Raw genomic sequence first — 13,358 nt, forward strand, 5'->3', positions numbered from 1 at the left:
GGCATGATCGGAAAGACCAAATGCGACCAAGACTTTTCGGCTCGCTGGTCGGCGCATCGATCGCCGCCTTCAGCCTTTCACCCGCAGCCGTGGGAGCCTCCATGCTCGAAACCCAACTGATTTCTGCTGCCGAAGCCGGCGATGCCGACAAGGTCAAATCGCTGCTGCAGCAGGGCGCAAGCCCCGAGACCCGCGATGCCAGCGGCGCCACCGCCCTTCTCGTCGCCACCCATGAAAACCGCGTCGATGCGGCGCGCGCCCTGATCCAGGCCGGCGCGGACGTCAACGCCAAGGACAAGATCCAGGACAGCCCCTATCTCTATGCCGGTGCGCGCGGCCATCTCGAGATCCTGAAGCTGACGCTTGCGAATGGCGCCGACCTCAAGAGCACGAACCGCTATGGCGGAACGGCGCTCATCCCGGCCTCCGAGCGCGGCCACGTCGAGACCGTCAAGACACTGATCGAGGCGGGCGTCGACGTCGACCACGTCAATCGGCTCGGCTGGACGGCACTGCTGGAGGCGATCATCCTCGGCAGCGGCGGCGAAAAGCACACCGAGATCGTGCGGCTGCTGATCAAAGGGGGCGCCGACGTCAACCTTGCCGATGGTGAAGGCGTCAGCCCGCTGCGCCATGCGCGCCAGCGCGGCTACGGCCAGATCGAGAAACTGCTGGCCGACGCCGGCGCGCGCTAGTTCGTACGAACGCAAGTCCGGACCGTTCCGCGCTTTCCCGGAATTGCTCTTACTGGAGCCCCCCAATGAACCAGGAACAGACCTATCTCGCCGAAGCGGTAACGCTCGCCCGTCGCAACATCGAAAAAGGCGGCCGCCCCTTCGGCGCCATCGTCGTCAAGGATGGCGAGATCGTCGGCCGAGGCGTCAACGAGATGCTGTCAAGCGGCGACCCGACCTCGCATGCGGAACTGAATGCGCTGCGCGCCGCCGCCCGGAACCTTCGCTCGCCGCGGCTCGAAGGTGCCGCCGTCTACGCCAGCGGCCAGCCCTGCCCGATGTGCCTTGCCGCCATGCGCATGGCCGGGATCACCGAGATCGCCTATGCGAACTCGAATGCCGACGCGGAACCTTTTGGCCTGTCGACGGCTGCAATCTATGCGGAACTGGCAAAACCGCTTACCGAACAGGCCATGCGCTTCCGCCATGTACCAGTCGCCGATAGCGGCGCGACTCCGCTCTACGAGACCTGGCACGAACGCCAGGGGAAGGAATAGGCTGCTGGCTCAGCCGGCACCAAGCCCAGCCGGCATTGCCCCGGAGGCGGCCACGTCAGGTGGTCGCCTCCGATTTTCGTTCGGGATCCGGCTCGCGGGGAAAAGCAACACCCTCGACCACAGAGGCTGATCGCCGCTGGAAGCTCGTGCCACTTGCCGAGCACACGCGGCGGATGTAATCGCAAGGAGAGCCTCCTACTCCATCCTCGTCGCTCGCCGTTTGCACGGAGCGACCCCAGCCTGCAGGTGCCCGAGATGAACGCCTATTCCGAACGAGCGGGTCGCCGTGTCGCGCTGCTTCTCATCGCGGGCTCCGGCGTGGTGACGATCGCCAAGGGCATGAGCCTGACCTTCCTTGCGATCCGCCTGCAGCGTGATTTCGGCCTCACTCCCGCAAGCATCGGCGCCTTGATCGGCGTTGGTCCCCTGCTCGGCGCCATCGTCAGCCCCTTTGCCGGCACGCTCTCCGACCGGATCGGCAGAAAAGGCGTGCTGACCGCAGCGCTTTTCATGGCCGGGCTGGCGCTTGCAGGGCTCGGGCTGGCGCAATCGATCGCGGCCTTCGCGCTGGCGCATATTGTTTCTGCCGTCGCAGCCGCTGTCTATGAACCGGTTTCACGGGCCCTGATGAGCGATGCCGCGCCGGCGCATCTGCGCCTCAGGGTTTTCTCCTGGCGCTATCTCGCCATCAATGCCGGCTGGGCCATCGGCCCGCTGATCGGCGTCTGGGTCAGCGCTGCCTATGCGACCCTGTTCGTCACTGCCGGCGCAATGCATGCCGCCTTCGCCCTCGTGCTCTTCTTCGCCGTGCCGGAAGCCGGCAACAGGCAGGCGATTGAAAGCCAGCAGGCATCCCGCACCACCGGTGGCTGGCGCGGGCTGGTCACCGCCCTGCGCGACCGACGGTTGGTCTTCTTCGTCATCGGCGGCACCCTGCTGCTCGCTGTCCATGGCCAGTGGTCGGTAACCCTGTCGCAATATCTGAACACCGGGTTCGAGGATGGCGTCACCCTCTTTGCGCTTCTGGTCTCGACCAATGCCGCAACGGTGCTGATCGCGAGCACGCCCTCCCGCTTCCTCATCGAACGGATCGGTGCGCTGCCGGCACTGTCGCTCGGCTGCCTGTTGTTCCTGGTTGGGGAAATCGGCTTTGCAGCCTCGTCCGGAATGGAAATGCTCGTCGCCTCGATGATCCTCTTTACCATCGGCGAGGTGCTCGTCGTGCCCTCCGAGTATGTGCTGGTCGACGGCATTTCCGATGACGGCAATCGCGGCACCTATTTCGGTGCTCATTCGTTGTCGACGGTCGGGAACTTCCTTGGTCCACTCATCGGCGGCCTGGCACTCGGCACTGTCGGCGGCGCCGGCATGTTCCTGCTGTTTGCGCTACTGTCGGCCGCAAGCGCACTTCTGTTTGCAATCGGTCACTCCATGCCGCCGCCGCGCCCGCAGACCGCACGCGCCGATGCGTCCGACGGTGCCGCCATCGGCGGCGATCTCCTGCGGACGGGACAGTTTGCCTAGCGCCGTTATCCGCCGCTTGCCGGCTGCGACGCGCCAATCTGCTGCTGCACCCGTTCGAGCGGCCCCGGCGCCAGCGCCGCTGGCGGCTGATAGGGATTGGAGAAGGCATAGATCAGGAAGAGGATGATGCCGGTATAGGCACCGAAGAGACAGAGCAGCAGCAGATTGCGCCGCATCGGCGGGAACGAATAATAGGCGAGCGCGATGAAGATGACGCCGGCAAGTGCCGCGAACCAGAAGATGCTGTCGATCGAATCCGCGACATTGCTTTCCCGTTTGGTCCGGCTTTGCGAAACGTCGTGCAGACGCTCCAGCATCTGGCTGCGCAGGCTTTCCTGACGCTTGTCCGCCGGCACCAGGTTCAGCACATGCTGGCAGGCGCGATCCCAATGCGCCCAGGCCTTTGGTGAGAGACGTCCCTTGTCGCCCAGCGACTGCCATTCGCCATCGATTACCTCTGCTGCATAGGCGGAGATCGCCTGCTGGATCGGCGCCTTGAAGTCCTCCCCGTAGCGCCCGGCATCGAAGTAGATGTCGGCGATGGCGCCGGCTTCGATGGCCATTGTGTATTTGAGTTGTTGGTACTCGACCATTTCCTGCGCAAAGACGAGCGCGAGGATCAGGCCGTGCAGCGCGGAGATGCGGAAGATGACGGAACTGGCCAGTTCCTTTTCGTGCCCTTCCGCCTCTCCCCCCATGATCAGCCGCATCAGGAAATAGGCTGCAAGCGTCAGGGTGACCGTACCGAAAACGAAAAGGGCACCGAGCAAAATCTCGACGATCATGTTCCCCTCCGCCGGTCGCCGATAACATCTGCAATTCTGAGCATAGAGGACCGGAAATACAACGCCTCGCTTTATTAGCGACCGCACGCGACGGCTGTCTTGCGCGCAAGCAAGCCGCTATGTTGCAGCCGTTGCCACCATTTCGACACCGCCAGCCCCTAAGAACCGCGCCGAAACAGGAGTAAAAACAACATCATGACTGCCAAGACCGAACAGACAGTGCTCAAGCAGTCGATCGCGGCCACCGTCGTCGTCGGGGTGACAGGTGTTATCTTCGGTCTGCTTTCGGGCTCGGTCTCGATCGTGTTCGACGGCGTCTTTTCGGCCGTCGACGCCTCCATGACCCTGCTTGCGCTCGGCGTGACGCAGCTGATCCCGAAGCCGAGCAAGCGCTTCCAGATGGGCTTCTGGCACATCGAGCCGATGGTGCTGCTCTTCAATGCCGGGCTCCTGACCCTGCTTTCCTTCTACGCGATGGTGAACGCCGTCGGCTCGCTCCTGTCGGGCGGCAACCACCTCGCCTTCGACTGGGCGATCGCCTATGCGGCCGTCGTCGTGGTGATCTGCGTCTTCATGTTCTTCTATGTACGCCGGGCGAACCGGCCGATCGGCTCTGAGTTCCTGGCGCTCGACGTGCGCGCCTGGGCGATGTCCGGCGCGATCACCTCCGCGCTGCTCGTTGCCTTCGTGATCGCCGCCGCCCTGAAGGGCACGGCTTACGAACACGTCACGCCCTATGTCGACCCGGCGATCCTGATCGTGCTGACGCTCTGCCTCATCCCGCTGCCGATCCGCACCGTCTTCCAGGCGCTGAAGGAGATCTTCCTCGTCGCGCCCGCCGAACTCGATGAACGCGTGCGGCAGGCAGCGGCCAACGCCGTCACGCGCCACGGCTTTGCCGACTACCGCACCTATGTCGCCAAGGTCGGACGCTCCAAGACGATCGAGGTCTATCTGATCGGAACGCCCGAAACCAAGGTCGGCACGCTCGCCGAACTCGACCGGATCCGCACCGAGATCGGCGAGGAGATCGGCGATCCCGGTCACGACCGTTGGTTGACCATTGCCTTTACCGGAGAAGCGCGCTGGGCGGAGTGAGCCCCCTTTCAGGAAAGCTCGATCCGCCTGCTGATGCCGATCGTTTCAAGGAAGGCGCGGTCGTGGCTGACGACCAGCAGCGCACCGTCATAGGCGCTGAGACCCGCCTCGACCGCCTCGATCGAATCGATGTCCAGATTGTTGGTCGGCTCATCGAGGATCAAGAGTTGCGGCGGGTTGCTGCCGCCGAGCACGCAGGCAAGCCCGGCGCGCAGCATCTGGCCGCCGCTGAGGCTCGAAACGATCTGCAAGGCGGCATCCGCACGGAACATGAAGCGGGCCAGTGCCGAACGGCAGGCGTTCTCGGTTGCTTCGGGATTGAGACCCCGGAAATTGTCGCGGATTGAAAGGTTGGGATCGAGCAGGCTCACCTGCTGATCAAGCATGGCGTGCTCGACCAGGATGCGCACGCTGCCGGACCATGGCTGCAGGTCACCGGTCAGCAACGAGAGCAACGTCGTCTTGCCGGAACCGTTACGGCCGGTGAGCGCGACGCGTTCCGGACCGACGATCGAAAGCGACAGCCCGTCGACCACGGACCTGCCCGGTTCATAGCCGACGCTGGCATCTTCGATCTGCAGCACGTTGCGGCCGGCCGGCAGGCCGGTCGAAGGCAGGCGGACGGTCAGCGGCTGCAGGATCTCGATCCGTTCGCGTGCCTCGGCGAGATCGCCGACCGCCTGATCACGACGGCGTTCGGCAAGGCGGGCGTTGTCACCACCGGTCTTTTCGCTACGCTCCTTCTTCGCATCGAGCAAAAGCAACGGCTGGTCCCCCTTGGCACGTTTGCGACGACCGGCGGCATCCTTGCGTGCCTTGCGTTCGGCCGTTTCCTGGGCCTTGCGGTCAACCTCGGCGAGGCGCCGCTCGGCATCGGCGAGATCATGGCGGGCCGAGGCGAGCTCGATCGCCTTGCGCTCACGGTAGTGGCTCCAGTTGCCGCCATAGGTGGTGGCGCCGAGCGTCGTCAGTTCGACGATCGCATCCATCGTCTCCAGGAGTTCGCGGTCATGGCTGACGACGATGGCGCCGCCGCGCCAGCCCGCCATCAGCGCGGCTACGGCGGCCCGGCCCTCGCGATCGAGATTGTTGGTGGGTTCGTCGAGCACAATGAAATCCGGCTCCTTGAAGAGGAGCGCGGCAAGCTTCACGCGGGTCATCTGCCCGCCGGACAGGGCGGCAAGGCGCGTTTGCGCTACCGCGTCCAGACCGACGCGCGCCAGCGCCTCCTCCATGCGAGCCTCCAGCGTCCAATCGGCGGAAGCCAGTTCGTCCACGGAGGCGTGCCCCTCGTCCGCTTTCTGCAGAACCGCAAGCGCGTCGGAGACGCCGAAAAGATCGGCGACGGTCTCACCGGCCGCGACCTGGACGGTCTGGCTGAGCATGCCGAGGCTGCCCGCGACGGTGACCTTACCGGATTGCGGCGCAAGCGATCCTTCGACGAGGCGCAGCAGCGTGGATTTTCCGACGCCGTTGCGGCCGACAAGGCCGGTACGAACAGGACCAAAGGTCAGGTCGAGATTGGAGAAAAGGCTTCGGCCCTCAGGCGTGGACCACGAAATTTGGGAGAGTGAAATCGAAGCAGGCATGGATATGGTTTTCCCTGATGGCAAGACGGTTCGGCTTGGCGGTCAGGGTGAAATCCATCGATGCGTGTATCCTGTTCAAATTTCTATCGCGGCCATAGATAGCACCGAATGCGCCGGTTTCAAGGCGGAACATGCAATGCAGCGCGGCGAGGATGATGCCTTCAGGCGAGACTGCGTCGTTCCAGGCCGTCGCTGAAACTCAACCCGGAGGCGCAGACACTGCGATTTCGGCCATGGCTCTTGGCGTGGAGAAGGGCCGCGTCGGCGCGGGTCAGCAGCGTGGCGACCGGCCCGTCGTCCGGGGCCGAGGCGATGCCGATCGAGACCGACACCGTGCCAAGAATTCGGCCGCGATGCGATAGCGGCGTGGTGCCGATCCGGGTCCTCAGCCGCTCTGCAAGTTCATAACCCGAGGCTTCACCGGCTTCCGGCAACAGCACGGTGAATTCCTCGCCGCCAAAGCGATAAGCGTTGCCAGCCTCGGTCAACGTATCGACGATGAGCTGCGCGACATATTGCATGACGACGTCGCCGGCATCGTGGCCGAACTCGTCGTTGAAGCGCTTGAAGTGGTCGATGTCGATCATCAGGCAGGTAAGTAGCTTGCCGTCCTGCCCGCGCGGCTGGCGATTGAGCGCCTCGTCGAGGCAACGACGGTTGAGCAGCCCGGTCAGCGCATCCCGCACAGCCAGATTGGTGAGCTTCTCGCGCAGCTGAAGATTGGCGACGGCAAGGCCGATATTCTCGGCGATCAGTTCGAGATAAAGACGCGAGGCATCAACCGCGAACTCCTCTTGCGAACGTTCCTCGAAATAGAGAAGCCCGATCGTATCACCCTGGGCCGTCAGCGGCACGCAGAGGCCGATCACACCATCGTCATCGAGGTGCTGGCAGGCAATGTCGCTGTGGCCACGGTTGCTCACATGCGGCCGGCCGCGGCGAAGGCCCCAGCAGGCGCTGGACGGAAATGTCGGCGCCGAGTGCTGCGGATCGAGCCAGGAGCCAACGCGGGTCAAGAGCGTCCGGCTGTCGTTCAGGACGTAGAGATGGCCGGCAAGATTGGGAAAGACCTGCGGTGCGAAACGGGCCACGACCTCGGCCAGTTCGTCCTGACCCTGGCAGGCCTGCAGCCGGTGCATCATCTGCAGGATCAGGTCCTTGGTCTGCTGGTCCAACCGCCGCTCGGCATCGAGACGGTCCCGTTCTAGACCGTTCTCGCGGAAGATATGGATTGCCTTGTTCATCTCGCCGATCTCGTCGGTGCGGCGGTCGAGCGGGACTTCGACGGCGTAATCCTGCTCGGCGAGGCGTGTGACGATGCCGCTCATGCGCGTCAGCGGCATGGCGACGCGACGCTTGAGGATGAAATAGAGCACGCTCAGGAACAACGCGGCGGTTATGCCGAGCATCGTCTTGGCGGCGGCGGCGAACCAATCGCTGCGTTCCTGCGCTTCGGTGAGGGCCGCGCCGGTGCGCACGGTGGTCAGGTCGCGAAACCGCGCAACCGTGTCCAGAAGTGCAGTCTGCAGGCGCTCGTGCTCCGGTCCGAATAGCCTTTCCTGCGCGACCGCGCGATCGCCCTTCTGATAGGCCTCGATGGCGGCGATCTCGACCTTGTCGAGTGCCTCGGCCTCGCGCACGATATCCTGCAAGACCGCAATCTCGCTCGGAGAGGCCCCGAAATTCGTCGCGGTCTTGACCGCCTCTTCGCGCTTGCGCTCTTCATCCTCGGCGCGATGGAAGGCTTCGAGATGGCGCGCGTCGCCGCGTATCACGTAGAGCCGGGCTTCGTCGGTTCGCGTTTCCGCGCCGAGTGCCAGCTCTTCGCCAAGCGTATCGAGCACCAGATGCTGCTCAACCGCCTGGCGCTCCTTGATCGCGCTGTCCGTCGACAGGATGAAGGCAGCGCCCGAAAGCGCCGTCAGGAGGACGGTCACGCCATAGGCCCAGTTGGTGATCGCATTTATTCGCATGGTGAGAAGCTTAGCCCCCGCGGATTGAGAGCGGATTAACCGCATTATCAGGCTTCGGCAACAGGCCCGGAACAGGTTGAAGCGGACGACGCGGCTTTTGTTCCATCGCACACCACGGAGCGGAGCAACTGTCGATGCACGACCAGCCCACCCGGCGGGACACGTTGCGCCCGGCAGGTCGCTCAAGTAGGTTCGACCTGGAAGACGCTGGCGAGGCCAGCCGATGGGAATATTCTGGTATCGCGTAGGCTCGGCGGCCCATGCCGGGCAAGAGGACGGCCGAAAGGCCGGTAGCAAATGACACTGTCGGGCAAGCGCATTCTCCTGATCATCTCCGGCGGCATCGCGGCGTATAAAAGCCTCGATCTCATTCGACGCCTGCGCGAGCGCGGGGCGAGCGTAAGGCCTGTGATGACCGCGGGCGCGCAGCAATTCGTGACGCCTCTTGCTGTCGGTGCGCTTTCGGCCTCGCATGTCTATCTCGACCTCTTCTCCCGCGAAGACGAACAGGATGTCGGCCATATTCGCCTCGCGCGCGAATGCGACCTGATCGTCGTGGCGCCGGCAACCGCCGACCTGATGGCGAAGATGGCGAACGGCCATGCGGACGATCTGGCTTCGACCATTCTGCTTGCAACCGACCGGCCCGTGCTGGTCGCACCAGCGATGAACCCGAAGATGTGGGCGCATCCGGCAACGCGCCGCAACCGGGCGACGCTTGCCAAGGACGGCATCCGCTTCATCGGCCCAGAAGCCGGCGAGATGGCGGAAAGCGGCGAGGCCGGCGAGGGCCGCATGAGCGAGCCGCTAGCGATCGTCGCGGCCGTCGAGGAACTTCTTGGCGGAACGCCAAAACCGCTTTCCGGGCGCAGCATCGTCGTCACCTCAGGGCCGACGCATGAGCCGATCGACCCGGTGCGCTATATTGCCAACCGCTCCTCCGGCAAGCAGGGCCACGCGATCGCTGGCGCGCTGGCGCGACTTGGCGCCAACGTCACGCTGGTCTCCGGCCCGGTGACTATCCCGGATCCGGCGGGCGTGAAGGTCGTGCATGTGGAACGGGCCGAAGAGATGCGCGACGCGGTGCTTGCCGCCCTGCCCGCCGATGTTGCGGTCATGGTCGCAGCCGTTGCCGACTGGCGGGTGGCAACAGCTGCCGGCAACAAGATCAAGAAGAAGCCGGGCGAGGCCCCGCCTCCGCTGCAGCTTGCGGAAAACCCCGATATCCTGAAGTCGGTCGGCCACCACGCCAAGCGGCCGAAACTCGTCATCGGCTTTGCCGCCGAAACCGAAAACGTCGCCGACAACGGTCGCGCCAAGCTCGAACGCAAGGGCGCCGACTTTATCCTCGCCAACGACGTGTCACCGGCGACCGGCATCATGGGCGGCGACCGCAACAAGGTGAAACTGATCTCGGCCGCCGGCAACGACGACTGGCCGGAGATGGACAAGGACGCGGTGGCACAGAAACTGGCGGCCATGATTGCGGACGAACTTGCGCGGAAAGAACGGGGCTGATCCACCATCGCCCCTCTCCTAGGGTTAAACCCGAGGACTACCCCTCTCCCCGCAGGCGGCGCGAGGGGACGTGGCAAACGTTACTACCGTCTCTGTCGCTTACGTTGGCAGAACTATGGCGAACACGCGCAGGGGTTCCGTTGCCCGACTGACGGAGGGCGTGATTTCAGTTAGTCGCTCTCTCCAGGGTCGCATTGTGGGCGAGCGAGCGCCACACGGACATTCTCCCCGCTCGCGGGGAGAATGTGGCGGCACCCGGATGAGGCGCTGACGCCAGCCGCTTAGCTTGCGGATACGGGGCCTCAGGCCAGTTGACGCGTCCTCACCGGCGCGCCCTTCGTCGAGAACAGCCGCACATCGACTCCGTTCTCGCCGACGATGACCGCCGTGCCGTCGGGGATTTCCACCCAGGCGCTGTCGTCGTCGTTGAGCGGCTCGGAAACGAGGCAATAGCCGCCGCTCGGGCCCATCGGTGCGGCATAGAGCGTCGGCGCCTTCCAGTCGGAAGCGTAGCGCACGGCGTAGAGATCCTGGCCGTCGGAGAAGGCGGCGGTGAAGCGCACCAGCACCTGGCGTTCCAGATGCTCGGCAAGCTGCTCGATGAAGGCCAGCGCCTCGGCGATGGCGCCGAGCGGATCGCGATCGAGGCCGAACTGCATGGCGAGCAGGAACAGGAGTTCGGAATCGGTCGTGCCGGTACGCGCCGAATAGAGGTCGTTGTCGAGCATGCTCTCCATCGGCCGACGCAGATGCTCGAAGTCGCCGATCTGGCCGTTGTGCATGAAGGACCAGCGGCCGAAGACGAAGGGGTGACAGTTGTCGCGCCTGGTACCGCCGCCGGTCGCGGCGCGCACATGGGCGAGGAAGAGCGGCGAGCGAATCTGCCGAGCGATACTCTTCAAGTTGCAGTCGGACCAGGCCGGCAGGATATCGCGGTAGCGTCCGGGCTCCGGGTGATCGCCATACCAGGCAATGCCAAAGCCGTCGCCGTTGGTGGCGGTCTTCGCCCGTGTCGCGCAATGGGACTGTTCGATCAGCGAGTGCGCCGGAGAGGTCACCAGTTCCTCGAGATAGAGCGGCTCCCCGCGATAGGCTGCCCAACGGCACATGCTGATTTCACTCCAGCTCCGCTCCGTATCTTTCCGGAGCGATTCGTTAACCATGACGAAGTGCGATGTTCCAACGGAACATGGTAAAAATGCGTTAACACATTCCCCCTTCGTCAAGTGAAGCTAACCGGAACGCACCGTTTTGGCTGTTTCAAACGGCACAACGTCGGTATCGTCGCCGTATTTCGAACAAACATTCCATATTGACAAAACTTGCACAATTCATTTCATTTCGAACTACACGGCAGCGCCGCCAGGGAGGAATTCAGCATGGGCAGCAAGCGCAAACTCGGCATCGGCCTGATCGGCACGGGCTTCATGGGCAAGGCCCATGCGCTCGGCTTCACCATTGCCGCGCGGGTCTTCGACCTGCCCTTCGAGCTCGATCTCGTTTCAGTCGCCGACGTGACCGTCGAAAGTGCGGAGCGCGCCCGTGGTCAGCTCGGCTTCCGCAAGGCGACGGCCGACTGGCGGGAACTGCTGACCGATCCGGATATCGACATCATCGACATCACGACGCCGAACCTTTTGCACAAGGAGATGGCGCTGGCGGCGATCGCCCATGGTAAGCACGTCTACTGCGAAAAGCCACTGGCGCCGACCGTTGCCGAATGCCGCGAGATGGTGGAGGCGGCGGAAAAAGCCGGCATTGTCACCCAGGTCGGCTTCAACTATCTGAAGAATCCACTGATCTTCCTTGCCAAGGACATCATCGAAAGCGGCGAGATCGGCGAGATCCGTTCGATGCGCGGCATCCATGCGGAAGACTTCATGGCCGATGCGCAAGTTCCGTGGGGCTGGCGCCTGAACCCGGCCAGCGGCGGCGGCGCGCTTGCCGATATCGGCAGCCATATCATCGCCTCCATGCGCCACCTCGTCGGCCCGATCAAACAGGTGCTCGCCGAGACCATCATCCAGATCCCGGAACGCCCGCTCGCCGCCGGCTCCAGCGAAACCCGCGCCGTCGAGGTCGATGACATTACCCGCGCCTTCGTGCGGTTCGAAAACGGCGCCACCGGCAGCTTCGAGGCAAGCTGGATCGCGACCGGCCGCAAGATGCAGCACGATTTCGAGATCTACGGCTCGAAGGGCAGCATCGTCTTTACCCAGGAGCGGCTGAACGAGATCCGCCTCTACAAGACCGGCGACGATATCCGCACGCGCGGCTTCCGCACCATCTGGGCGGGGCCAGAGCACCCGCCCTATGGCGCCTTCTGCGTCGCGCCCGGCCACCAGATCGGCTTCAACGACCTGAAGGCGATCGAGGTCAAGGAGTTCCTCGACGCGATCGCCGCGGGCAAGTCGCCGTCGACCGATTTCCGCGAAGGCTATGAGGTGCAGAAGGTGCTCTCGGCGACCTATCAATCGGCCAAGACAAACGAATGGGTGCATATCTAAGCGGTTCCGCGCTGCGCATTTCCGGACGCAAAACCGCTGCGCACTTTGCTGGAAATGCCGCCCATCTTGCTGCGCATTTCCGGACGCAAAACCGCTGCGCACTTTTGCTGGAAATGCTCTCAATTTTGGTGCGCATTCCGGACGGAAAACCGCTTTGCACTTTTCCTGGAAATGCTCCGAGAAAAATAGAACACCTGTTCTATCCCGTTCCTGACTAATCGATTAGGGTGAGGTCGAAAACCAGACTGACATCGAGGGAGACGAGCGAGACATGGCCATGCCGGAAACGACGACAGAGGTGCCGCAGGATTTCGAGGCGCTGAAGGCCGCCATTCTGGAGCGCAAGGCGCAGCTGCCGAAACGGTTGCGCCAGGTCGCCGCCTATTCGCTCGACAATCCTGACGAAATAGCCTTCGGCACCGCAGCTAGCATCGCGACCTCCGCCGAGGTGCAGCCGTCGACGCTGGTGCGTTTCGCCCAGCATTTCGGCTTCGAGGGCTTTTCCAGCCTGCAGCAGATCTTTCGCGCCCGGCTGCGTGAGCGCACGCCCGGCTACGAGGACCGGCTGAAGGCGCTAAGCGCCAACGATCACAGCAAGCTCGAAAGCGGCTCGATCTTCAACGGCTTCGTCGCCGCCGCCCACCGCTCGCTCGACAACATCGCCTCCTCGGTCGATCCCGAAGCTTTCGAGCGCGCGGTCGATATCCTCGCCAAGGCAGACACGATCTACCTGATCGCCAAGCGCCGCTCCTACCCGATCTCCAGCTACATGGCCTATGCCTTCGGCAAGCTCAAGGTGAAGTACCAGCTGGTCGGCACGGCCGCCGGCATCGACGAGGACATGCTGGCCATGGCGACGAAGCACGATGCCGCCTTCGCCGTCAGCTTCTCGCCCTATGCTTCCGAAAGTGCGGCCCAGGCGCGGCTTCTTGCCGAACGCAAGGTGCCGGTCGTGTCGCTGACGGATTCGGCCTTCTCGCCCTTGGCAGAATCCTCGAAAGTCTGGTTCGAACTGGTCGAGGCCGACCATGCCGGCTTCCGTTCGCTCTCCGCCAGCATGGCCTTCGCGATGGCGCTGACGGTCGCCATCGCCGAGAAGCGCCAGCGCTTAGCCGAGGGCAATTAGGCGAAAC

Annotated in this window: 12 protein-coding genes; 8 read left to right on the forward strand and 4 right to left on the reverse strand. The window is 63.8% G+C overall.

Annotated elements, in window-relative coordinates; all coding sequences use genetic code 11:
• Window positions 1-101: 101 nt before the first annotated feature.
• The 3 genes from AB4Z53_RS04110 to AB4Z53_RS04120 all read left to right on the forward strand — a co-directional run bounded on the left by AB4Z53_RS04110 (window position 102) and on the right by AB4Z53_RS04120 (window position 2,755).
• Window positions 102-695: an ankyrin repeat domain-containing protein gene (locus AB4Z53_RS04110; RefSeq protein ID WP_441595227.1), complete on the forward strand. Its 594-nt coding sequence runs from the start codon at window positions 102-104 to the stop codon at window positions 693-695.
• A 65-nt stretch (window positions 696-760) separates the two neighbouring features.
• On the forward strand, window positions 761-1,231 hold the full coding sequence (locus AB4Z53_RS04115; protein WP_113536663.1) for a nucleoside deaminase: 471 nt from the start codon (window positions 761-763) through the stop codon (window positions 1,229-1,231).
• Between the two features lie 255 nt (window positions 1,232-1,486).
• Window positions 1,487-2,755 (forward strand): MFS transporter, encoded by a 1,269-nt coding sequence (locus tag AB4Z53_RS04120; protein WP_441594827.1) that lies wholly within the window; start codon window positions 1,487-1,489, stop codon window positions 2,753-2,755.
• A gap of 5 nt (window positions 2,756-2,760) precedes the next feature.
• On the opposite strand, the gene AB4Z53_RS04125 is transcribed toward AB4Z53_RS04120, so the two are convergent.
• The gene (locus AB4Z53_RS04125; RefSeq protein ID WP_441594829.1) at window positions 2,761-3,540 is read right to left on the reverse strand and encodes a bestrophin-like domain; all 780 of its coding nucleotides are present in this window, start codon (window positions 3,538-3,540) and stop codon (window positions 2,761-2,763) included.
• 195 nt (window positions 3,541-3,735) lie between these two features.
• Between AB4Z53_RS04125 and AB4Z53_RS04130 the strand changes: the two genes are divergently transcribed.
• Window positions 3,736-4,638 carry a cation transporter gene (locus tag AB4Z53_RS04130; RefSeq protein WP_113536666.1) on the forward strand — a complete coding sequence of 301 codons (903 nt, stop codon included), beginning with the start codon at window positions 3,736-3,738 and terminating at the stop codon, window positions 4,636-4,638.
• 8 nt (window positions 4,639-4,646) lie between these two features.
• Here AB4Z53_RS04130 and AB4Z53_RS04135 read toward each other — a convergent pair whose 3' ends face one another.
• On the reverse strand, window positions 4,647-6,227 hold the full coding sequence (locus tag AB4Z53_RS04135) for an ABC-F family ATP-binding cassette domain-containing protein (RefSeq protein ID WP_441594831.1): 1,581 nt from the start codon (window positions 6,225-6,227) through the stop codon (window positions 4,647-4,649).
• A gap of 161 nt (window positions 6,228-6,388) precedes the next feature.
• A complete protein-coding gene (locus AB4Z53_RS04140) occupies window positions 6,389-8,200 on the reverse strand; it encodes a diguanylate cyclase (protein ID WP_441594833.1) in 1,812 nt (603 codons plus the stop codon).
• A gap of 297 nt (window positions 8,201-8,497) precedes the next feature.
• Here AB4Z53_RS04140 and coaBC point away from each other — a divergent pair, with 297 nt between their 5' ends.
• A complete protein-coding gene (gene coaBC, locus AB4Z53_RS04145; RefSeq protein ID WP_441594834.1) occupies window positions 8,498-9,718 on the forward strand; it encodes a bifunctional phosphopantothenoylcysteine decarboxylase/phosphopantothenate--cysteine ligase CoaBC in 1,221 nt (406 codons plus the stop codon).
• 302 nt (window positions 9,719-10,020) lie between these two features.
• Here the strand turns inward: coaBC and AB4Z53_RS04150 are convergent, their stop codons facing one another.
• Entirely contained in the window at window positions 10,021-10,827 is an 807-nt protein-coding gene (locus AB4Z53_RS04150; RefSeq protein WP_291150282.1) for a class II glutamine amidotransferase, read from the reverse strand.
• Between the two features lie 270 nt (window positions 10,828-11,097).
• Between AB4Z53_RS04150 and AB4Z53_RS04155 the strand changes: the two genes are divergently transcribed.
• The 3 genes from AB4Z53_RS04155 to AB4Z53_RS04165 are packed head-to-tail and all read left to right on the forward strand — an operon-like array spanning window position 11,098 to window position 13,351.
• Window positions 11,098-12,225, forward strand: coding sequence for a Gfo/Idh/MocA family protein (locus tag AB4Z53_RS04155; protein WP_441594836.1), 1,128 nt, complete (start codon window positions 11,098-11,100; stop codon window positions 12,223-12,225).
• Window positions 12,210-12,443, forward strand: coding sequence for a hypothetical protein (locus AB4Z53_RS04160; RefSeq protein WP_441594838.1), 234 nt, complete (start codon window positions 12,210-12,212; stop codon window positions 12,441-12,443). Before AB4Z53_RS04155 ends, AB4Z53_RS04160 begins: the two co-directional genes overlap by 16 nt.
• Window positions 12,444-12,496: 53 nt before the next feature.
• The gene (locus AB4Z53_RS04165) at window positions 12,497-13,351 is read left to right on the forward strand and encodes a MurR/RpiR family transcriptional regulator (RefSeq protein WP_113536673.1); all 855 of its coding nucleotides are present in this window, start codon (window positions 12,497-12,499) and stop codon (window positions 13,349-13,351) included.
• Window positions 13,352-13,358: the final 7 nt, after the last annotated feature.

The sequence above is a fragment of the Ensifer sp. 2TAB8 genome (genome assembly GCF_052115125.1).
Classification (GTDB): Bacteria; Pseudomonadota; Alphaproteobacteria; order Rhizobiales; family Rhizobiaceae; genus Ensifer.